Below are 23,179 nucleotides of genomic sequence, written 5' to 3' on the forward strand. Positions count from 1 at the left end.
ATTACTGAAAAAAGAATAAAGGAAGTAGAAAGATTATTAAATTACAGACCTATTAGAAAGTTTAATTATAATAACCCAATTGAAGTCCTAAAAAATAAGTGTGTTGCACTTATGGGTTGAACTCAGCTTCCATATTAATCTCTTCTGAAATAATTTTGCTGCAGAAATATATCAAACTAAAATTATGGATTTGACACTTTTTATTTCCTTTATTGGAACGGTACTAATATTGGTCTGCACTCCAGGGCCAAGTGTTTTACTTGCAACTGCTAATAGTATGAAGTATGGAGCAAAGAAAACGAGTGGAACAATTTTAGGGGATTTATCAGCCAATTTGTTACAGATAATTGTTGCATCTGCTGGACTCGCCACAATTGTTATTTCATCTGGTGAACTATTTCAAATAATTAAGTGGCTTGGAGTTGCATATTTAATTTTTATTGGAGTTAAAAAAATAATAACTATTCCGAAAACAGAACTAAAAAAGAGTGATTTAAAAAACAGAAGTTTCTTTAATTTATATACTGAAGGGTTTTTAATGTCAGCAGCAAACCCAAAGGCTATCGTTTTTTTTGCCTCGTTATTTCCTCTATTTATAAACGAAACTCTACCTTTTATTCCTCAGGTAATTATTCTAGGAATTACTTTTTTGATTTTAGATGGAATCTCTCTTCTAACATATGTACATTTTGCAACCAAGTTGAAAAGTTATTTAGAAAATAAAGAAAAAGTTCATCTACAAAATAAAATAGTTGGTTCACTTTTAATATTGAGTGGATTGATGCTTTCAATGGTAAAACGAACAAATAATTAAAAACGGCATACAACGTGTATAATTAATTGCTTGGTTATAGCAAACTTGGAAATTCCTTCGGAATTTCCTCTGGTTCGTTTCATTTTTTCTAAATTAGTTACTTAACCTTACAACTAAACATATTGTGCCAAGAAGTAGCCGGGCAATAAAATGGCTGCATGATTTAAGTATGATGATGGTAGGTCCATCAGGGTCGTTGTATAGGCGATGGCCCTAAACCAACTAAAGGTGCTTTGATTAATAGTCTTGATACTGAGCGTTTAGGAGAATCCAATCCATGAGAGAGGTGTCGAGAAGTTGCTACCTCCAGTCAAAAGCTACGAAGTATGATACGGAGTAAAAAGTGATGTTGTTTATAACATCAATTACAGAGACCACCTATTTATTTTCTGTAAGGCTGGCGTCATTCAGATGGCAAGAACTTTATTTGGGCTTATTTATGGAACTTGGGAAGCTGCATACAAATGTTAAGGGAAATGTGTAATAGGCACAACCTAGAGGCAAAATACCGATAGTGTATGTAGTGGCAGACTAAGCCGTAGTAGTGACGAAGTTTCTGTAATGGAGATGAAGCGAAGGGCTTAGCTAATTTGGAATACCGTTTGCCAACTTGAAAGAGGATGAGCTTATATTTGTTACAAATTAGAAGAGCCGTGTGAGGGGAGACTTTCAAGCACGGTTCTCTTAGAGCCTTGTGGTGAAACTCCCCTTGTCTAATAGATTACCAAACGTTGGGCATAATTAGAATGAGACCGAAAATAGCTATATGCATATTAATCATCTTCTGTTTTGCAGAAGTAAGACCTCTATTGCCTTTTTTGGAATACTATGTTAATTATGAATACATTTCAGAAGTGCTTTGTATAAACAAAGACAAACCTATGTCAAACTGTAACGGAACGTGTTACTTAAGCAAACAATTAAAAAAAGATCAAGAATCTGAAAAACAAGACAAAAAAATACCCACAGTCGAGCAGGAAAGAATTCCAATGTTTATTTGTAGTTCTGAATTTCCAAAGTTAGCAGTTACTGATTCAATCTCTCAAAAATATAACGTCTTTTTTCAATTTTCAATAAAAGATTTAACCATCTCACCCCCTACACCACCACCCAAATGTTAATTGGATATCAGATTAGTTTCCAATTGATTGGAGACTCAAAATATTCTTAATTTCAATTAACAAAACAGTAAATAATGTACAATAGAATCATATTGCCCATAGTGGGCATTATTCTGCTATGCTCTAATATAGCAGTAGCACAAGAAAATCAATGGAGTTCGGCGAGACCAGATGGTCACGCACCAATAAGTGTTATGGGCGACCATTATCATAAGAAAGGTGAATTTATGTTCTCATATAGGTATATGCTTATGTGGATGAACGGTAACTTACAATCTACTGATGACATCTCAAATGAAGATATTTATCAGAATTTTATGGTTGCACCGCAAAAAATGCAAATGAATATGCATATGCTTGGTATTATGTATGCACCTTCTGACCGAATTACGCTAATGGTTATGGGAAATTACATCTCCAATTCTATGGACTTAAGAACAGGAATGGGAGTTAATTTCAAAACAGAATCAGGTGGTTTAGGTGACATTTCTTTGAGTAGCCTAATAAAGATAATGAACAAAAACAGACAATCATTACACGGTAATGTTGGAATTTCGATTCCACTAGGTGATATTGACCAGCGTGATACAACACCTATGATGAATGATGCACAATTAGCGTACCCTATGCAGTTGGGTAGCGGAACTTGGGACCCAACTATAGGCTTAACCTATTTGGGGCAATCTGAAAAATTTTCTTGGGGCGCTCAATCAATGTATAAATTTAGATTAGGAGAGAACTCTGAAAACTACACCTTCGGTAATCGCTTTAATATAGTAGGTTGGGGCGCAGTTAAGATTTCTGATTATTTTAGTTTTTCAACAAGCTTGAGCTATTTCAACACACAGAAAATAGACGGTGTTGACGCAGACTTAAATCCAATGATGATGCCTTTGTTCAATACGGCTAATTCAGGAAGAAGTCAATTGGATGTTGGTTTAGGAACAAATTTCTTAATACCAAAAGGTAGTTTAAAAAACTTACGATTGGCAGCAGAAGTTAAAATTCCTACCTATCAAAAGGTGAATGGAATTCAAATGAAAAACACTTTAATGGTAACATTTGGAGTTCAATACACAATCGGACATAAAGAATAACTATGCTCAACCGTGTATAAAAATGGCCTGTGAACTACGTGAATGTATAGGCCTTAAAAGGCCGTATTTCTTTCATGTAAATCAAAACTTATTGTAAATTGCAATTAAATTATTAATCACAATAGTGAACACGAAACTGAACACGTTTTGGAACACGATTTTTATAATATAGCATCCCACAAAGGCCATTTTTAGGCATTTTGTGATTTAAGAGTTGAATTCATAACCCGGAGGTCGCGGGATCGTGCCCCGCTCTCGCTACCCAGTAAACAAAGGAAAACCCAAGATGAAAGTCTTGGGTTTTTTTATTAGGTACAACATAGGTGCAACATTTTGAAAGTATATATTTATTCTTCAAAAGCCTTACAACTAAGGAATTGATTCGCATTTATAGATTAAATATTGGTTTTGTTATAATGATTTTATACTGAACATAAATGCAGTGCCATCCATTTATAATCTTGATATTATCACTTTGGTTTATCATATTCACTTAGATTAATATTTTCATTGATTAAGAATCAAGTCAATTAAGGTTGAAGCTAGGGCAACTATTACTCAATAGTTGCCCTATAATATTTGAAAAAGTGTTTTAATTATGTGGTAAAAAAGTTATTTTCAATAATATTTATTCACTAATCAAACAGTAGTTGTATGCTCTTAAAGTCTTATTTTTTATAAGACTTGGATATTATTGTTTACTTATAACAAATTTGAAAGAATGAAGGTTATTGTTTGTTGTAGGAATATCATCCTTATTTAAACTTCTAATTTTGTTTTGAGTCGCCGACACTGTGTCCCACCTCGTTCCTTATTTGGACTTTGATTCTATCAGTTGATATTTCCCGATCAGATCATTCAGTTTATCCAACATCAATATGAAAGCCCTGGTTATAACCACCGGTCTACCATTGACATGAATTTTAAATGCACTGAATCCTTCTATTGTTCTGGCATAGATTACTCTGGCTTCTACAGTTTCATATTGGTCCAAATATGTGAAGCTTTGACCCTTCTTCAATTCCGGTTCAGACATAATGGTTATTTTCCATTTATTCTTTTAATTCTGTTTTGGTTCGCCGACATGGTGTCCTAGCCTTTATCTAGACTTTGCATGGTCTAGTTTCATTGCTTTCTCGATCTCGTTTGTTCGGGATTGGCCGAATAAGTTGACCAGGTAGGTATCTGGACTGGATATTTCGGAAGTAATTATCTCATTAAATTCTTCTTTGGTAATAAATCCTTTGTTAAGCAACGGTTGAAATGTTTCCTTAAGTATAGGATTGATTTTCTCTAGTTCTTCTTCTTTCATCCTCTATTTGAATTATCTATTCTATATCCCACTGAGCTAGGCATCGAATGGATTAAAACCTGTGTGAAGACTCCTATAGAGTCCTGCCTAGCCATTAAGCCACAATACCATGAACTATCCTTCATTTGAACTCTAATACTTTAATCTTCAGCAATAACTAAAAAATCAAAGAGATTCGGGATATCTAAAAACATTATTTTTACTCCTTCACGTATCTGATATTTATGGAAAGCATAGGTCTTATCCCAAAACTCTCTTCTCTCTTGGGTAAAGGATGGAAGATTCGACAACTCAATATCGATATCATGTTTTAAACTACTCAGCTTACTTAAACGATTTTCCTTCTCTAGTTTATCCAATAGATTTCTTAGGTTTTGCATAATTAATTTAAAACTAAGTAATTAGGTTAGGAATTTTCTAAAACCGCTTTGGTATTTAAAACACTTTAAAATAATGATAAACTGCTTATTCATTGAATCTACAATTCTAATATTTAAACACAGTATTTTTATGACCATATTCCTCATTTATTTCAAGCTATACATAGTAAATACAGAGTGTCTTCATAGTGAAAGTTCAGAACCATAAGAAGGAGGTCAATATTATAAAAGGAATATGCTACAGATCAAAACCTATAACCTAGGTTGATTCCGCCTTTGTCTATAATGGTAAAATCCCTGTCGTTTTTGAAATGGTTTCGTGCGATTCCTAAATATATTGTTAAGTCTTTTGGAATAGTTTTGACCCATCCAAAGATTTTGACCTTGGACTTCTTACAATTGATTAATCAATTCTTGTGCTGAAATTCGTAAAATACCATCCTTAATTTGAACTTTGCTCTAAATAGCCTATGACCTTTTTGACCTCCTCTCGTTAAACTGTCAATGCCGACTTGCTCAATTACTGTTTGAGGCCATTCCAAAACTAACCTTGTCTGCTTCAGCTATATTAATATTCTTTATTCCCGTAATCAATGCATCGGGGTTAAATGAGATGGAGTTAATCCCGTTTTCAACAAGAAATTGAGCAAACTCTGGAAAATCGCTAGGAGCCTGCCCACATAATCCGATTTTAGTGTGGGTTTTATAGGCTGAGGCGATAACCATTGCAATCATTTTTTTCACCCCAACATCATTGACATCGAAAATATCGCTTAATAGTTCAGAATCCCTATCCACGCCCAAGGTCAACTGAGTAAGATCATTGGATCCGATGGAAAAACCATCAAAATATTTGGCAAATTCTTCCGCCAGAATTACGTTGTTGGGTATTTCGGTCATCATATAAAGCTGTAGACCTTGTTCTCCCCTCTTTAATCCTTGATTGGCCATAAGATTTATCACTTTATCAGCTTCTTTTAAGGTGCGACAGAAGGGTATCATAATCTTTACATTATCGAAGCCCATATCTTCTCTAACCATTTTCATCGCTTTACATTCCAGCTCAAAAGCATCTTGATATTTAGGATGATAGTAGCGAGATGCACCTCTAAAACCTATCATTGGATTACGCTCTAACGGTTCAAATTCTTTTCCGCCAATTAAGTTGGCATATTCGTTAGATTTGAAATCACTTGTGCGCACGATAACATCTTTAGGGTAGAAGGCTGCCGCAATCTTGGCAATACCTTCTGCTAGCTTATGTACAAAATAATCGGACTTATCGGGATAGTGGTGGGTCAATTTTTCAATTTCCATTTTGGCCGAAGCATCTTTTAAGGTATCAAAATGCCTTAAGGCCATGGGATGTATCTGTATAGAATTGTTGATTACGAATTCTAAGCGCATCAGTCCGACACCTTCTGCGGGATAAAACGATAGTTTGAATGCTTGCTCTGGATCGGCCAAAATAAGCATAGGTTTCGTTTTCGGTTTTTTGAGGGATTTTGTGTCTACTTCCGTTTCGTCCCATTTTAGTAATCCTTTATATACAACACCCGTATCGCCGTCAGCACAGGAAATCGTAATATCTTCTCCATCTTTGATGGTCTTGGTTGCATTTATGGCTCCTACAATGGCCGCGACACCCACTTCACGGGCAACAATAGCCGCATGACTGGTGCGCCCACCTTGGTCCGTAATGATACCAGCTGCTTTTTTAAGGATTGGATCCCAATCGGGATCGGTCTTTTCGGTTACTAAAATTTCTCCTTGCTGTAACTTATCAGACTCCTTCGGGCTATGAAGAATTCTTGCCTTTCCAGAGGATATTTTGTTACCTAAACCCATTCCTTTGGTAATCACTTGACCTTTTTCCAACAATTTATAGGTTGTAATCTTAAGCTTGTCCTTTACGGCACTTTGCACGGTCTCTGGCCTTGCTTGTACAATGAATAGTTCGTTGGTTAGTCCATCTTTCGCCCATTCTATATCCATGGGACGATTATAATGATCTTCAATGATTATGGACCATTCTGCAAGTTTTACTACTTCTGAATCGGTCAAGACAAATTGTTCCATTTTCTCTTTTTTGGTCTCGAGGTTCACTGTACCGCTACCAGATGGATCATAGATCATGGTCTTTTCCTTACTTCCCAATTTTCTTGAAATAATCGGTTGGCGAATACCCGTTTTCAAACTGGGTTTGAAAACAAAATATTCGTCGGGATTGATACTACCCTGCACAATGTTCTCGCCAAGGCCCCATACACTCGAAATCAGCACCACCTTATCAAAACCCGTATCGGGATCCAGGGTGAAGTTTACGCCCGAGGCGGCCAGATCCGAACGAACCATCAATTGAATGCCAATCGACAGCGCTACCTTTGTCTGGTCGAAATGATTGTCTTCCCTGTATTTGATGGCTCTATTGGTAAACAACGAGGCATAGCATTTATGGCAGGCCGCTATCAATTCATCGATACCCTTTACGTTAAGATACGTTTCTTGCTGTCCTGCAAAACTGGCGTTAGGTAGGTCTTCTGCGGTAGCGCTACTGCGAACTGCTAAGGAAATCTCCTTCCCGTAATTTTTCACCAAAGCATTATACCCTTTTTCCACAGAGGTTTTAATGGCCTGAGGAAATTCTGCTTTTCCAATATAGTTTCGTATAGCTGCCCCGACCTTCCTTAAATTGGAAAAATCTTTTTTGTCCAGTTTTTCGAGCTCTTTGAATATTTTATCCTTTAGCTGCGCCTCCTCCAAAAAGAGCCAATAACCGGCTGATGTTGTGGCAAATCCATCAGGAATCCGAACCCCTTTCGATGTCAGTTTTTGGAACATTTCACCCAATGAAGCATTCTTACCCCCTACTTCAGGAACATTGTGTATATCAATTTCATTAAAGTGCTTTATGTAATTTTGCATAACAGAATTTTTATAAGCATGAAATTCCAAAAATGTACATTGGTTTGCAATGATTTAAATCAGTCCGTCTCAAAAATCATTACTAAGCGCTCCGAATCTTTTGACCAAAAAAGTGGCAGACTCTTGGGCCGTATTCATCACTTCACTTACTGAAACTAATGCAGCATCTACTGTATGACCAATGTGAGGTTAATGTTACTGCTAATGCATATCATTTAGAAAACCATTTACTTACAGTCAAACTAATAACAGCGGCCATAACGAGAATAAAAATACCAAATATAGAATGACGTACACTATCGATTTTTGCTATGAGCTTTTCCATAGCATTATGAAAGAAAATACCTAAACTCAGATACACTGCAACATAGGTTAATGAACCACAAATATTTATAAGAAAAAATTTACGTTGTTACATTCTGCTCAATCTGGCGAGGATAAGGCCGAAAAAATGTACTCTGGAAATAATGGCACCGATAAGGAACTTATGAACCTTATGGTTTTTTAAATTTGATCTAAAACTTTTTTATAATCTGCGCATGTTTCTTTTCTTGGAGTTTTTGTGTCCAATCGTTTCCTGGCAAAAACTCAAAAATCCGCTAAAAATAATAATATTGAATATGATTATGGTATCAACATGTTTGCCCAAAAAGAAGGCAAGTATATCAGCAATCAGTAGTTGTGCCATAAAGGGGTTTTTGAACTGGTTGAACAAAAATAGTAAATTTAAAACATGTTTATTTTCTACTATCGTATTAGTGCCAGCCCCCGTAATCTTGTGAACACTTCGTCACTGACGAGGCCATTGAGAAGGTCCGATTTTAAGGAGTTTACGATTTCTTCTGTTGCGTTGCTCCAAAAAGGTATTCTGCCATTGGCCATTAACTCTAGTTTTATGCAATTAGTCTTCTGTATATTTTGAGGATAGAAAGAAAATCAAACACATTGAGATAATTTGATTATGTTTAGGTCTCCTTACGTTTACCAGTTATCTCAATTATGTTGATTCGATATACAATGGGAACACTTTTTAAATATAATTTGCTTGAAAATTCACTAATAAATTCTGGATGGGAATGCTCTTTTTTTGTAATAACACTTTTAACACCCTTTGTAAATTGATGCAATTGGGACTTTGCATCACTACCACTTAATTCTTCGAAAGTACCATGTACTAAAACCGAAAGCCAGTTGCTATTCGATTTCACTTCCTCTACTTGTAGTGAAACCGAGCCATTTTCACGCATTGAATCTATTTTATGACCCTCAGACGAATAGCTTATGATAGCATTATTAGCTTCATCAAAGTAATATGTAATAGGTAAACTAGAGGGTCTACCGTTAGAAATATATGCCAAATGGCCTAAATAATTCTTCTTAAGAAGGGTAATGATTTCGCTATTCGATAAATTTTCCATTAAAATGTGTTTTTTTAATTAGTCATTAGGACCTCAATATCTATTTAGGTGGTTGTTTCTCATTTTTTTAAATGTACCGCACCTTTAAAAATTAATGTTGCCATCGAATCAGATTAACTTCCAATGGCACCGATACACCATCAAAATTTGGAATGATGCGAACTGTATAATCGTTGGCAGGGCGTGTTGTGCAAACATTTGTATGATAGGTTTGTACACCTTCCATTTTATCGAAACCGCTCTCCATATTTATTATTTCAGGCAACCCTCCATTAAGTTCATTGGCAAAAAGCTGAATCAAAATAGTAGTAGGGTCAATGGCCTTCAACGATACGGATATTATGTATTGAAAACCACCTTCAACATATTCTACGGAAGCTTCGCCAAATTGTAAGGTATCCCATTGTTTTTTTAAATCATGCATAATACTAACAATTGATTTTCCCAAACTACTTTCTTTAGCTGCCCTTTTTTGATAGTTGGTTGCTGCGGGTATATAATATTCTTCTGTATATTCCCGTATAGCACGATTAGCTGAAAATTTTGGTGTTAATGTTGAAATACTATTCCGCATTTTAGCTATCCACTGCTCAGGAATATCCTCATTATTACGGTTGTAAAAAGCAGGAACAACCTCCTGTTCAAGTAATCGGTAAAGTGAATCTGCTTCTACTGCATCCCAATTAGCATCATTATCATGGTTCTGAGTATCTCCTAATGCCCATCCAACTTCTGGGGAATAAGCTTCAGCCCACCATCCATCCAATTCGGATAAATTTATCCCGCCATTTACCAATACTTTCATACCGCTTGTTCCACAGGCTTCCCAAGGGTGTCTTGGCGTATTAATCCATACATCTGTACCTTGCACCATATGTTCGGCCAGCAACATATCATAATCACTTAAAAAGATTACGTGGTGATATAAATTATGTTGTTGAATAAACTGTATCCATTGCCTAATCATTGCTTTTCCTGACTCGTCAAATGGGGGTGATTTGCCCGCTATAACAAGTTGTACCGGCCGCTCAGGATTAGTCAATATTCGAATAAATCGTTCGGGATCATGCAATAGTAGGTTCGGTCTTTTATAGGGTACAAAACGCCTAGCGAAACCTAATGTCAGTGTATTTGAATCAAGAATATCAGTTGCAATAACATCAATTTCGGGTCGCTCTTCAGTAGCCTCTACTTGTTTTGCAAATCTTTCGCGCGCATAATTCACTAATTTATTACGAGAATCATTACGAAGTTGCCAAAGCTGTGCATCTGTTACCCCTGAGATATCTCCTTCTAGTTTTTCAAGATTTCCTCGCCAACGTTCTTTTCCGCAAGTCTCTGTCCAAATCTTATCCGCAAATTCCGAGTCCCAACTTGGCATATGGACGCCATTGGTTACCGAACCTATTGGAATTTCATTCTTTGTCCATCGTGGAAACAAGTTCTTAAAAAGTTGGCGGCTCACTTCGCCATGCAAACGACTTACCCCATTCACTGCTCCACTACCATGAATAGCAAGGAAAGCCATGTTAAAATTCTCCGAAGAATCTAATGGGTTCTTTCGGCCCAAATCTAGAAGATCATTAAAATCAATACCTAAATCGTTCTTCGCGTAATCACCAAAAAAACGCCACATCAACGATGGATTAAAATGATCAAAACCAGCAGCAACTGCAGTATGGGAGGTAAATAGATTACCTGCACGAGTAATAAACAAGGCCTCTTCAAAAGTTACTCCGTTCTCTTTAATAAAAGCACTGGCACGTTCCAAAACCAAAAAAGCAGCATGGCCTTCATTCATGTGGTAAACTTCTGGTTTTATGTTTAAAACCTGTAGCAATTTACATCCACCAATACCTAATATAATTTCCTGTTGTATGCGTAAGTCAGAACCGCCACCATATACTTCACTGGTAATAGCCCTGTGAATTGGACTATTGGCCGGGTCATTGCTATCCATTAAATATAATTTTACTCTGCCCACTTGAACTTGCCAGGTGCGCAACCAAATTTTCTGATTGCCTAAGTTCAATGCAAATCTTAACCACTCGCCATTGGGTAGGCGTAATGGGCTTATAGGAAGTTGTCCGGGGTCGTTATAAGGAAAAAGGGCTTGTTGGGTACCATGCTGGTCTATAATTTGTCTAAAATAACCTTGTTGGTACAGTAATCCAACAGCCACCACAGGCACGCCAAGGTCGCTGGCTGACTTTAGTTGATCACCTGCTACATTCCCTAGGCCACCTACATAAATCGGCAATGCTTCACTGAGCATGAACTCCATGCTGAAATAGGCGATGCACGTAAGAGATGATTTTGGATGGTTTTTTTGAAACCAAGCAGGCTCCGAAATCGATTTTCCCATCGACTTCATCATATCATCCATTTTTTTTCTGAATGTCTGATCGACCATTAACTTCATAAGCTTTTCGCGGGATACATTTTGTAATACAACCCATGGATTATGAGTATCCATCCATAGATCTGCGTCAAGTTGGTACCAGATTTCATCTACCGCATGGTTCCAAGACCACCGTAAGTCGAGGGCAAGCGATGCAAGTGTATCTACCCCTTCAATATCGGTGGGTAAAAACCCATATACTTGGTTATTGTTAATTGATTCTGCCATCTGTTTTTATATAGGTAACTTTTTTAAAATTCAGAATTAATCCTCTTGATTATTTAATTGATATGGCTGTAAATTCTATAGTTAATAGATATCTGATTTGTATATACAGAACTCCCTAGTACAAATTTATTTTTATGTTGGAAAGATATTTGGTAATCTGATCTCAATGAATGACCTATGTCATGTTAAGATATAAAATTTAGAATGGCCCTATCTATGAACACTTCAAATTCCATTTCTTAAAAATTAAATTACGTTTCATGCATTTTTTCATGTGTTCGGCACTCTTCCATTTCAGTTATAGCCCTACTGCCAAAATTGACGCTAACCCCGTTTTCGATTATAAATCAGGTATGACCTATATCATTTCAAGCCTCTTTTTGGAGTGTTACTTTGCATACATAAATTAATATTACCTATCTAAAATTGAATTAAATGAAAATACTAAAATTCACCGCCATTATCATTACACTATTTTTCGCATCATGCGTAAGCCAGAAGAAATATACTGTTGTAAAAGACAGCGCTGCACTTTGCGATAACAACCTAAAAAATAGCCAGAATGAAAATACGCTATTGGCAACCAATCTTGATAATGAAAAAAATCGAGCAAAGTCCCTAGAACAACAAATGGAATATTTTAAAAGTACTAATACAGATTTGCTAGCGCGCTTATCAGATCTTTCGGTGCTGAGTAAATCGGGTGCGGAAAGTATCAAACAATCTTTAGTGGCCCTAAACGAACAGAACAAATATATAAAAGACCTGACCACATCGATGCAACGTAAAGATAGCATCAACCTTGTACTTGTTATGAACCTTAAACGTTCGTTAGACAATATTGATGACGAGGATATCAATATAGAGGTTAAAAAAGGCGTGGTCTACGTATCCATTTCTGATAAAATGTTGTTTCAATCGGGCAGTTACCAAATCAGTAACCGTGCAGAAGAGGTTATTGGCAAGATAGCCAAAATTGTCAACGACCATAAAGAACTTGATATTCTGGTGGAAGGTCATACAGACAATGTATCTATTTCAAATGCGTGTATGGTCGATAATTGGGATTTGAGCGTCAAAAGGGCAACATCAATAGTCCGTTTAATGCAACTTAAATTTGGGGTTCAACCTTCACGGATGACCGCTGGTGGTCGATCTGAATATTTACCCAAGACCACGAATGAAACTGTCGAAGAGCGTGCAAAAAATCGAAGGACGGAAATCGTAATTCTACCTAAACTCGACCAATTTTTTGAATTGTTAGAACCACCAACAGCGAACAGTAAGGATTAAAACCCCTATCAAACAAGCTTTAAGAAAGTTACTTAATATCGTATTTATGGGTTTAATAAACATTCCTATGCGGCACAGCATTGTCTTCACTGTAAATATCAAAAAAGTCTAAGGCCATGTAAAAGGAAATTTTTCCTAATCGATTATATGTATTACACAAATCGGTCATGGATATAAAAAGGTTACAAATTAAAAAGATGAAAGTCTAAATCAAAAAAATGAACATCGCCATATTTAACATTCACAATTGGGAAAGGAAGTATTTGGAAAGTGCAAATCAAGGCAAAAATGAGCTGAAATTATTGGACACTTATTTGACCATGGATACTGTAGATCTTGCCAAAGATTGTAAGGCCATATCTATTTTTACAGCAGACGATGCGTCAGCACCTGTTTTAGACAAATTGTACGAACTGGGCGTTCGGTTTGTTGCGCTGCGCTCGGCAGGTTACAACAATATAGATGTGGCACATGCCCATAAATTGGGCATTAAAATTACAAGGGTACCCGACTACTCCCCTAATGCTATTGCTGAGTTTACTGTAGCAGTCATGTTGGCCTTAAACCGAAAATTGATCCGTACCCATTATCGAATCATGGAAATGAACTTTTCGTTGGATGGTTTAGTGGGCTTTGATATGAACGGGAAGAACGTAGGCATTGTGGGTACAGGTGAAATAGGACAAGTAGTAGCCAAGATTCTTAACGGTTTCGGATGCCATTTGCTAGCGTATGACCCAATCGAGAACAAAGAACTTGCCACAAAATACAACATAGTCTATACCGATTTTGACACCTTGTGCCAACAATCAGATATTATAACCTTACATGCGCCCTTGACCGAAGAAACGCACCACATGATTAACGAAAAAAATATCGTTCGTATGAAAAAAGGGGTAATGCTTATTAATGCGGGGCGTGGTGCGCTGGTAAATACCCAAAATGTTATTGATGCCCTAAAGTCGGGGCAGATCGGCTATTTCGGTATGGATGTATACGAAGAGGAAAAGGGATAGTATTTCGAAGACCATTCTGAAGATATTCTAAAAGATGATAAAATGGCCCGCCTAATGACACTTCATAATGTATTGATCAGCAGCCACCAAGCGTTTTTAACCGATACCGCGCTGCGGAATATTGCAGAGACGACTTTTGAAAATCTGGATAAAATGGAAAAAGGTATGGTCTGCGATAATGAAATAAAATAAACAGATTTAGCAAAAAAACTACTTAACGAAGATTCATATTTTTTAAATACGCGTACAGAAATGCACAAAAGAATAATTACACTAACCTTAAATCCCGTAATCGACAAAAGCGTTACCGTGGCTGGTATTAGTCCGAACACAAAATTGCGATGTTCAGCACCCAAGTATGATGCTGGCGGTGGCGGTATAAATGTTTCGCGTGCCCTAAAAAAACTGGGTAGCGATTCACTCTGTATATATCTGGCAGGTGGGTCTACTGGCGAACATCTCAAACAGGTATTGGATCAAACAGGTATTGAACAAATGGTCATTCCTATCAAGGGCTGGACGCGCGATAACCTTGCGGTTACTGATACAACCACCAATCAGCAATACCGTTTTGGTGTTCCTGGACCCCAAGTAGAAAAAGAAGAATGTGAAACTGTTTTAAAACGGTTGGAAGAGTATCTCGGAGAAAACGATTATTTGGTGGCCAGCGGAAAACTACCACCCAGAATGCCAGAAGACTTCTATGTAAAAGTAGCGGTCATTGCAGAAAAAAAAGGGGCGCGTTTTATTTTGGATACTTCAGGAGAGGCCCTATTGAAAACAGCCAATTCACATATCTATATGCTAAAGCCCAACTTGGGTGAGTTGAGTGCTTTATGCGGTGTCGAGTCCATTTCGGCCTTGAAACTAGAAACCCTTGCCAAAAACTTTTTAGCAGAGCATGATTGTGAGGTCTTAGTGGTCTCATTAGGCCCGAAAGGGGCCTTATTGGCTACGAAGTTTGAAATGGAATACATTCCTGCCCCTACCGTACTCCAAAAAAGTACTATAGGTGCTGGCGATAGTATGGTAGCAGGTATGCTTGTGAGCCTATTGAAAGGTAAGTCCTTTAGTGATATGGTAAAATACGGTATTGCCTGTGGTACGGCGGCCACCATGCACGAGGGTACGCAACTGTGCAACAAAGAAGATGCAGACAGATTGTATGAATGGATAAAAAGACAATAGAATATATTTTAAAAAACGAAAAAGAAACTATTGAAAGAAGATCCTTTATCAATTCTGACGGAGCATCATGCAATAAAAATTCTGTAGCCGTCACCGACACTGCTCCAATTAATAAAACATCAAGAGGTATAAAAGTGAGCTCTGGCAGAATAACCTATCAAATACCAGTAAAAGTAGAAAGTGAACTGCTTCATTTAATACAGGATATTTATGTAGATAAATCCGTTACCATTGCCTAAAAGACCTAATATGAAAAAAAATAGAATATTTTCATTGCCTACAGCTCATGAACCGCTTATTCCAATGGCTTTTGGCTTCGATAAAAAAACAAAGGTAACCAACAGAATAATTTTAGCGGGAGATGTTGGGGGAACAAAGACCCATCTCTCACTTTTTGAGATTAAAGAAGAACAGCTTACCCTGCTGATAGAGAAGTTATATCACACGAAAGCATATACTTCCCTTTTAGAACTTATCCAGGAATTTAAAATAGAAAAATCCAAAAAATCAACGGAATCTGTTTAGGCATTGCAGGCCCGATTACAAAAGGGAAGGTTCATGGTACCAATTTCCCTTGGGATGTCGATAGCGAACAACTCAAAAAGGAACTTAAAATTCATTCTGTATATCTGATTAATGATATGGAAGCTAATGCTTATGGGATGGCAGCACTTGAAGACAAAGATTTGGAAAATATCAAGGACGGTAATAAAGTACCTGGCAACGCTGCCATCATATCGCCTGGAACCGGTCTCGGGGAAGGTGGACTCTATTGGGATGGTTCGCACTATCATCCCTTTGCTACAGAGGGTGGTCATTGCGATTTCAGTCCCCGAAATGAAGCGGACTTAGAGATTTGGGAATACTTCAAACAAAAGTATGAACATGTAAGTTGGGAAAGAATAATCTCGGGGTCTGGCATCTATGATATTTCTGTTTTATTACGCCGGGTAAGTGGAATAAATGAGCCACAATGGTTAAGGGATATGTTAGCTAAGGAAGATCCGGCAGCGGTAATTACCAGTACCGCACAGAAAGAAAAGATTTTGTTTGCCAAGAAACCCTAATACTGTTCACTCGTTTTTTAGCTATAGAATGCGCTCAATTAGCCCTAAAATTTAAGGCCACAGGCGGTATTTATATCGGTGGAGGCATTCTACCAAAAATCATCAAAGGTTTGAACCGTTCCGTTTTTTATGAAAACTTTGTACAATCGGGGCGTATGAACTCCCTTTTACAAATGATCCCAGTAAATGTAATCCTGAACGAAAAAACAGCGCTCTTGGGAGCTGCTTATTTTGGGGCAATGAAACTATATAAAGAATAAATTGTTAAGTGTTATAACAAAAGACTATCACGGTTTTTAGACTAGGCAAAAGCTAGCTATAAAAATGTTTCTTTACAAAAAGAAAACAACTACAGGTTTTGCTTGAACAAGATAAGAACAGTGAAAAGTGTATATCAATAGAAATGATAAAATTTTGGTACACTTTAAAATGAACAACTAAAACGAATCGAATGAAATACTATTTCAACAAAACAATTGCGACCATTTCTTTTAAAGAAGCAGTAGAAAAAACTAAAGAAGCCCTACAAAAACAGGGTTTTGGTGTGCTGACGTAAATTGATATAAAAGCAACTCTCAAGAAAAACTGGATGTTGATTTCCACAATTACAAAATCTTGGGAGCCTGTAATACTTCCTTTGCATACAATGCGCTACAGTCCGAGGATAAAATCGGCACAATGCTACCATGGAATGTTATCGTTCAAGAAAAGGAAAATGGAGTTATAGAAATAGCTGCAGTAAATCCATTGGCCTCAATGCAGGCAGTTATCAACAAAGATTTGATGTCTATTGCCAATGAAGTTGGCGATAGGCTAAAAAAGTTGTTGAGAATATCGATTAACACATAAGCCTAAGGGCTTCGGAATCTTCACTTTTATATATAATTGAATCCGATATGAATGATTTTAAATCATCTAGTAGAACGTTTTAAGACAAATCATTAATTGACCGCTTAAGATGAAGAATCATTTTATTGCTTCGGAAATAAAGGGTAAGCCAATTATCTCACTATAAAAATGGAATAAACCGATTTCAAATAAGACAAAACAAATCTGGTAATTGACCAAAAAAATCATATTTGAATTACTATTACCAAGTAGCAGGCTGGTTAGAACTGTCATACAGTTTCTTTTTACATATTGACGTAGGTCATTTAGAATATTAATCATTTCATATAATTTTAAAAAGTATAGCATTAAAGTCTTCAACTAATATTTTAAAAAAAATGATATCAAGAAATCAAATTATATAAGGATCTAATAAAATTAACAGGAGGTTTTTCAACAATAGGTTTTAATAACCATCATAAAGTCATTAATACAAATAGTATTAAAACCTAAAGAAGTAATTGCGTTAGGAATTACTATAACCTTTAAAATAATATTACTGTGAATCGCGTGAAGTCCTATATCGTTTACTAATTATAATATCATGGAAAAAGAAATCATTTACAACTCTAACCTACATTTTGAGCATAAGCAATGGCAATCGGAACTTGCTTTTTGGGAAGATGAACTAAAAACGTTCAAAAACCGATTGAGTGAACTCATAACCCGTTGGACCGCCAAAGACATACTCGTAAAATTGGAGCATTACCAAAATGAATTTATTTTGCATGGTGGGGTTTTAGAAGATCTTCAAGAAGAAATTGAAGAACATGAAACGCGCATTGCAGGACAAAGCTTAATGGGAAAGGATGCATTAGATATTGCAATTGTTGAAAAACATTTAAAATTTCGAAACAAAATAGAAACTCAACGTCAAATTTATGAAGATCTTAAAAAGGAGTTCTTTCGCTTTTTAAATAAGTATATGTAGCAAATACAAATATCAATTCCTAAAGATAAATGGAACCAATTTATTTTAGGTTCGAACATTCTATTCACAGCCTTATAAGTATTGATTCTGAGTTATTGGTTTGCAAAAACGAGCATCACACTATTTAAAGGTTGAAGGATTACCTGAAAACTCATTGTTACGACTTTATTGGCATGATTCATTCAAATGTACGGTAGTCCTTATTAACAAATAAATAGATTTTTTTCCGCTCCTTTTTTCGCTCCCTGACCCAAGTCATTTTCAACACGACACATCCTATTGTAACTAAAATCTCAAATAGGATTTAAATCCATTTAAAAAATAATTTTATGGGAACAAAATCAGAATTTTTGAGTGAAGTAATGGTAAATCTGCTTAATTATTGAGTAGAACAAGAAGAATTTTCTTCAAGAATATATCTAGCTATGTCTACTTGGTTAGATGATAAAGGTTATGTAGGAGCGGACAACTATTTAACAATATAGCGAAGAAGAACTAGTACATTCAGATAAGACAAAGAACATGCTTTTTCACAAAGTGGAATTTCACCCTATAATTCTGATACTATATTGATAGATAATATAGCCCGTAAATATCCCTTCAGAATTTAAAATGAGAAGGCAAAGTTTAGCGCATCTGGAAAAGCAAAGAAGATATTGCCTCATTTCATTAGCCGAAGGGCACAATTTAAGTCTGTATTCAAAAATTATAGAAAAAATAGTGAAGTTAAAGCTGGTTTGGTTTACCAACTAGATAGTCTTGACAAGAATTATTAATAAATAAGACAAAGAAAAAATGAAAAAACTTGAAAATAAGGTTGTGTTTATTACAGGTGGTAATTCTGGAATCGGAAAAGCAGCTGCATTAGTAGCTGCAAGAGAAGGTGCAATAATAGTAGTTGCAGACCTTCCGGGAAAAGATCATGACCAAACCTTAAATGAAATTAAAAATTTGGGGGCAAAATGCCTTTTTGCACCTATAAATGTATCGAATGTTTCCAGTGTAAAAGAGGCTATCAGCTTAACGGTTGAAAAATTTGGAAGGCTTGATGTAGCATTTAATAACGCAGGTATCGCAGGTAAATATTCTGGCATTCATGATATGCCTGAAGAAGAATGGGACAAGATAATAGCCATAAATCTTACAGGGCAGTTTTATTGTGTAAAGTATGAATTGCAACAGTTTCTAAAACAAGGTGCTGGTGTATTGTAAATATGTCATCTCTAGGCGGTCTTAAAGCTGAACATGGTCTAGTGCCCTATACCGCAGCTAAACATGGTGTATTAGGAATGACCAAAAATATAGCTGTTCAATATGCTGCAAAAAATATTAGGGCCAATACACTTTGTCCATATTATGTCGAAACGCCTCTTTTAAGGGCTGCTCCTTCCCAAGTGCACCAGTCATGGATTGATGATACACCGGCTAAACGACTTTGTACCCCTGAAGAAGTGGCAAAGGCATTCATTTATTTAGCCTCAAGTGACTCTAGCTATTGCAATGGCACCCAACTTGTTTTGGATGGCGGCGTAATGACATAAAAATTCAAACTAAATAATAAATCAAAAGAAAGTATAATTAGAAAGAATTAAATGAACTACCCCGAGGCAGAGCCATCGAGGTATCAAAACAAACGTAATTGATTTTTATGTATTTCTTTATAGTCGGATTTTCCTTGGTTTTGGAGGTACTTCTTTATTACCTCTTCATTTGTGTACTGTCCAACAGTATTCACATAATATCCACTTGTCCAAAATTTACCGCCCTAAAGCAGCGTTATCACTTCGGGATGGAGCCTGAATATTTCCTTGGCCGTGATGCTATTGACCGCACCGATTATCTTTTTCGGAGCGTTCGACGGAACACTCTGAATCAAAAAATGAACGTGGTTGACATCAAAACTTATCTCCAAAAAATGAATCTCGTACCGTTCCTCTGTACCAAGACAAATCTCTTTGAAGGTCGTAGAAACGTTATCGCTAAGTACAGTTCTCCGATATTTGATGGGACAAACAAAATGATAAAGCAACAGGCTCTTGTTATGCCGCTTGTGTTTGTGATTACTTATAATCACAAAAATACATATCAGTACGCTACCCCGAGGCAGAGCCTCGAGGAATTCTGTTGATTAAAATGGTTGCTCAAGGAGTATTAGCTCAACGGAAGGGTTGATTGTTTTTGTTTTTTTATTTGCCACGGTATGGGCGAATTCCTTAATCGGAACTAACGATATCGCAAATTGGTTAATAGAAAATACCTCGACGTTCATTTCGCTGCTTTTTTTACTACTAACTTATAAAAGGTACCACTTTAGCGATTTCAGTTACTTTCTTATTTGTATGTTTTTGTGTCTGCACGTCTATGGTTCAAAATACACGTATGCAGACAATTCGTTCGGGTTTTGGTTGCACGAAGTTTTAAATTCGCCTAGAAACGAATACGAGAGAATTGTACATTTCAGTTTTGGTTTTCTGCTGTATTACCCCATGCAAGAATGTTTCTCAAAATGGATGGGGTATTCCAAACCATTAGCTAACATTTTGCCCATTACCACTACACTTGCCGTTGGTGCTGTTTATGAAGTTATTGAATGTATCGTTGCTGATAAATTTTTTGTTAATCAGGGTATAGCTTACTTGGGTACTCAAGGCGATACTTGGGATTCGCAAAAAGACATGGCTATCGCATTTTTGGGTGTCATACTTGCTACTATATTCTATTATGTATATGCCTTATTTATGAATCCAAGAAAATAATTTATAATGATGCAGGTCATGATAATTGTTTTTAATATCCAATAACTTTGTTTTATTTTTAATCTAAAATTTCAAAAATGAAAACACCAAATATTGGAATTTCTAAAGAAAACAGACAAGCTGTCGCAGACCAATTAGCAAAGGTATTGGCTGATGAATTCGTCCTATATTAAAAAACTTTAAATTTCCACTGGAATGTTGAAGGCCCAGATTTTCATTCTGTACACCTATATCTTGAAACGTTATACGAAGAGCAACAGGGAGTTATTGATACTGTAGCAGAAAAAATACGTATGGTAGGTCATTATGTGCCTGCAACTTTAAAAATGTATTCCGAATTAACACATCTTACCGAAAAGACAAAAGGTAAGAATGATAGTCAGAGTATATTTTCAGAATAGTTAGAAGACCACGAAAGCATTATTATTTTTCTTAGGGAAGAAATAAAACCTATTGCAGAAAAATGGAAGGCTGATGGTATTAGTGACTATATTATTGGACTAATGGAACAGCACGAGAAAACTGCATGGATGTTACAATCACATTTAATATAAATTTTACAACAAGTCTCAACTATTTTAACAATATTCATTGAGGGGTAACTTTAATCCACAACTTTTGTAAACACATTTATTTGTTACCCAACATTAAAAAAGAAATGACCTAATAAAGAACCAACTTAAATTTATTTAAAAAATACCCACCCCTACATTCAACTCTTAAGTATTAACAGGAATATTCCCAATAAAAAAGAGTATATTCGGGAAGCCCCCATAATCTAAAACCTTCATAAGTATGCCGCTAATTTTACTTATTGAGGATAATTTTACCATTCTTGAAAATACCGCTGAACTCTTAGAGTTTGAAGGCTATACTGTTAATACTGCCATCAATGGCAATAAAGGCTTTCAAAAGGCTACTGAAGTTCGTCCCGACCTCATTATTTGTGATGTACTGATGCCCGAAATGGGCGGTTTTGAACTACTCGCCAAATTGGGGTCACATTCCCACCTTAAAACTATCCCATTAATTTTTTACAGTGCGAATAGCGAAAAAAATGATATTAAAATAGGAATGAATCTTGGTGCATACGACTATGTTGTAAAGCCTTGCGAAATCACAGATCTTTTGGTATCGATTCGAAAGTGCTTTAAACGAAGAAAAATTTCTTAAGGTAATACCTTGTTTTTGTCTTTTAGCGTCTACCGAATTTCTTTTAGTACCCCTAACGAGCCAGCCTGTCAAATACTCTGTGAATCTCATGGAGGGAGCGTAAAGGCATTTAGAACAACAGGTTATTTATCAACGGTAAAATAAGCCCGTTATTGGGAATAACAACGGCCATTCGTCTATACCTTCAATTACGGAGTTAGTCATACTAAAAATTCTTTTTAAAGTAACTCATCTTTTTTTAAAATGAATAGCGTACCCCAACATTTAATCCTATTCCGCTGGCATTTACCAATTGGGTGAGTATTCTTCGCACATCGTTTTCATCGGACGTTGTAGTTGTACTTTAGGTAAAGCTATCGGTAAATTCAAACTCTATTTCGTATCGGGATAGATCTGATAACTGTTCACCTGGCACAGCAACAGATTGACCATCCCTGACCGACAAAGTGCTATATGTCTTTATTTCCGCCGATTTACTTTCGATGGTTAAACTTTTGAACTCCATCTCTCCGAATAGGCTAACCTATTCGTTAATTAGATAAGTGACACCCAGAGCACCGGAATACCCCAGACTAAATCTAGATTTTACCTCAGATTCAGCTGTAACAATGATGTCAATACCACCCCCTCCACCATCAACTTGCCTTATCTTCGTATCAATAGTAAGATTTCCGACCACAGGTAGTAATAATCCCGCGCCCAAATAAGGGTTCAATTTTGAAAAAGCGGGTGTAAGATAAATTGCTGGGCTAAGGTCAAATCCCTGAATATAGGTTTTCACCTTGGACTGAACCTGAGAACTCGTCAAACTCCCCACAGTGGTTTCGTCGCCCCTAAAATAATTAAGACCAAGTTCAGCACCCAAATAGCTGTTGAACATATAACCACCAGTAACAAAAAACTTATAGCCCGAACCCACAGTACCGTTCAGGGCCTCTACGGTGGCCGTACCATCAGAGTTTAACGTTACCGAAGTAGATTGTCTGATTCCCGTTATGCCATTAGGATCAGTATTGTTGAATTCGGTTTTAGCAAATTCACCCGAATAGCCACCTCCTGCACGAACATACCAATCCTGTGAAGAACCTTTAAAGCCTGAAAAGAGCATCAATAAAAATGTTAATGTGAACAATATTCTTTTCATCATCATACTAGTATTTAGGACTTTATA

Annotated in this window: 19 protein-coding genes and 5 pseudogenes; 14 read left to right on the forward strand and 10 right to left on the reverse strand. The window is 36.4% G+C overall.

Annotated features, from left to right (window positions below; translation table 11 throughout):
• Positions 1-184 precede the first annotated feature (184 nt).
• Positions 185-814, forward strand: coding sequence for a LysE family translocator (locus ES765_RS16235; RefSeq protein ID WP_138115361.1), 630 nt, complete (start codon positions 185-187; stop codon positions 812-814).
• Positions 815-2,009: 1,195 nt separating this feature from the next.
• Entirely contained in the window at positions 2,010-3,032 is a 1,023-nt protein-coding gene (locus ES765_RS16240; protein WP_138115362.1) for a transporter, read from the forward strand.
• A gap of 811 nt (positions 3,033-3,843) precedes the next feature.
• Here the strand turns inward: ES765_RS16240 and ES765_RS16245 are convergent.
• The 7 genes from ES765_RS16245 to glgP form a co-directional block, all read right to left on the reverse strand.
• Positions 3,844-4,068 (reverse strand): hypothetical protein, encoded by a 225-nt coding sequence (locus tag ES765_RS16245; RefSeq protein ID WP_138115363.1) that lies wholly within the window; start codon positions 4,066-4,068, stop codon positions 3,844-3,846.
• Positions 4,069-4,131: 63 nt separating this feature from the next.
• The gene (locus ES765_RS16250) at positions 4,132-4,344 is read right to left on the reverse strand and encodes a hypothetical protein (protein WP_138115364.1); all 213 of its coding nucleotides are present in this window, start codon (positions 4,342-4,344) and stop codon (positions 4,132-4,134) included.
• 140 nt (positions 4,345-4,484) lie between these two features.
• Positions 4,485-4,724: a hypothetical protein gene (locus ES765_RS16255; RefSeq protein ID WP_138115365.1), complete on the reverse strand. Its 240-nt coding sequence runs from the start codon at positions 4,722-4,724 to the stop codon at positions 4,485-4,487.
• Positions 4,725-5,240: 516 nt separating this feature from the next.
• Positions 5,241-7,649 (reverse strand): phosphoenolpyruvate synthase, encoded by a 2,409-nt coding sequence (gene ppsA / locus ES765_RS16260; protein WP_138115366.1) that lies wholly within the window; start codon positions 7,647-7,649, stop codon positions 5,241-5,243.
• Between the two features lie 526 nt (positions 7,650-8,175).
• Positions 8,176-8,424: a cation-transporting P-type ATPase gene (locus tag ES765_RS22980; protein ID WP_138115410.1), complete on the reverse strand. Its 249-nt coding sequence runs from the start codon at positions 8,422-8,424 to the stop codon at positions 8,176-8,178.
• A 190-nt stretch (positions 8,425-8,614) separates the two neighbouring features.
• The gene (locus tag ES765_RS16270) at positions 8,615-9,067 is read right to left on the reverse strand and encodes a pyridoxamine 5'-phosphate oxidase family protein (RefSeq protein ID WP_138115367.1); all 453 of its coding nucleotides are present in this window, start codon (positions 9,065-9,067) and stop codon (positions 8,615-8,617) included.
• Positions 9,068-9,158: 91 nt separating this feature from the next.
• Positions 9,159-11,696: an alpha-glucan family phosphorylase gene (gene glgP, locus ES765_RS16275; RefSeq protein WP_138115368.1), complete on the reverse strand. Its 2,538-nt coding sequence runs from the start codon at positions 11,694-11,696 to the stop codon at positions 9,159-9,161.
• Positions 11,697-12,131: 435 nt separating this feature from the next.
• Between glgP and ES765_RS16280 the strand changes: the two genes are divergently transcribed.
• The 9 genes and pseudogenes from ES765_RS16280 to ES765_RS22420 form a co-directional block, all read left to right on the forward strand.
• Complete coding sequence (locus ES765_RS16280) at positions 12,132-12,989, forward strand: flagellar motor protein MotB (RefSeq protein ID WP_138115369.1); 858 nt, start codon at positions 12,132-12,134, stop codon at positions 12,987-12,989.
• Between the two features lie 218 nt (positions 12,990-13,207).
• Complete coding sequence (locus ES765_RS16285) at positions 13,208-14,005, forward strand: 2-hydroxyacid dehydrogenase (RefSeq protein WP_249356524.1); 798 nt, start codon at positions 13,208-13,210, stop codon at positions 14,003-14,005.
• A gap of 42 nt (positions 14,006-14,047) precedes the next feature.
• Positions 14,048-14,197, forward strand: a complete 150-nt coding sequence (locus ES765_RS22415; protein WP_249356526.1) for a hypothetical protein — start codon at positions 14,048-14,050, stop codon at positions 14,195-14,197.
• Between the two features lie 60 nt (positions 14,198-14,257).
• Positions 14,258-15,193, forward strand: coding sequence for a 1-phosphofructokinase family hexose kinase (locus ES765_RS16290; RefSeq protein ID WP_138115370.1), 936 nt, complete (start codon positions 14,258-14,260; stop codon positions 15,191-15,193).
• Positions 15,175-15,432 carry a hypothetical protein gene (locus ES765_RS16295; RefSeq protein WP_138115371.1) on the forward strand — a complete coding sequence of 86 codons (258 nt, stop codon included), beginning with the start codon at positions 15,175-15,177 and terminating at the stop codon, positions 15,430-15,432. The genes ES765_RS16290 and ES765_RS16295 overlap by 19 nt, the downstream gene beginning before the upstream one ends.
• A 64-nt stretch (positions 15,433-15,496) precedes the next feature.
• Positions 15,497-16,520 (forward strand): annotated as a pseudogene (gene glk / locus ES765_RS16300) (glucokinase).
• A gap of 191 nt (positions 16,521-16,711) precedes the next feature.
• Positions 16,712-17,109, forward strand: a pseudogene (locus ES765_RS16305) (DUF302 domain-containing protein).
• A 583-nt stretch (positions 17,110-17,692) separates the two neighbouring features.
• Entirely contained in the window at positions 17,693-18,079 is a 387-nt protein-coding gene (locus ES765_RS16310) for a hypothetical protein (RefSeq protein ID WP_138115372.1), read from the forward strand.
• A gap of 795 nt (positions 18,080-18,874) precedes the next feature.
• Positions 18,875-19,552 (forward strand): annotated as a pseudogene (locus ES765_RS22420) (SDR family NAD(P)-dependent oxidoreductase); the annotation flags it as partial.
• Between the two features lie 151 nt (positions 19,553-19,703).
• Here the strand turns inward: ES765_RS22420 and tnpA are convergent.
• Positions 19,704-20,147, reverse strand: a pseudogene (tnpA, locus tag ES765_RS16325) (IS200/IS605 family transposase).
• A gap of 100 nt (positions 20,148-20,247) precedes the next feature.
• Here tnpA and ES765_RS16330 point away from each other — a divergent pair.
• The 3 genes and pseudogenes from ES765_RS16330 (at position 20,248) to ES765_RS16340 (ending at position 22,008) form a co-directional block, all read left to right on the forward strand.
• Positions 20,248-20,835, forward strand: a complete 588-nt coding sequence (locus tag ES765_RS16330) for a DUF2238 domain-containing protein (protein WP_249356529.1) — start codon at positions 20,248-20,250, stop codon at positions 20,833-20,835.
• Positions 20,836-21,023: 188 nt separating this feature from the next.
• Positions 21,024-21,236: pseudogene (locus ES765_RS22760) on the forward strand (Dps family protein); the annotation flags it as partial.
• Positions 21,237-21,630: 394 nt separating this feature from the next.
• Positions 21,631-22,008, forward strand: a complete 378-nt coding sequence (locus ES765_RS16340; protein ID WP_138115376.1) for a response regulator transcription factor — start codon at positions 21,631-21,633, stop codon at positions 22,006-22,008.
• Positions 22,009-22,351: 343 nt separating this feature from the next.
• Here ES765_RS16340 and ES765_RS21835 read toward each other — a convergent pair whose 3' ends face one another.
• Together ES765_RS21835 and ES765_RS16345 are read right to left on the reverse strand one after the other, a co-directional pair.
• Complete coding sequence (locus ES765_RS21835) at positions 22,352-22,513, reverse strand: hypothetical protein (protein WP_171017329.1); 162 nt, start codon at positions 22,511-22,513, stop codon at positions 22,352-22,354.
• Between the two features lie 18 nt (positions 22,514-22,531).
• Complete coding sequence (locus ES765_RS16345) at positions 22,532-23,155, reverse strand: outer membrane beta-barrel protein (RefSeq protein WP_171017330.1); 624 nt, start codon at positions 23,153-23,155, stop codon at positions 22,532-22,534.
• Positions 23,156-23,179: the final 24 nt, after the last annotated feature.

It is taken from the genome of Maribacter sp. ACAM166 (genome assembly GCF_005771495.1).
Classification (GTDB): domain Bacteria; phylum Bacteroidota; class Bacteroidia; order Flavobacteriales; family Flavobacteriaceae; genus Maribacter.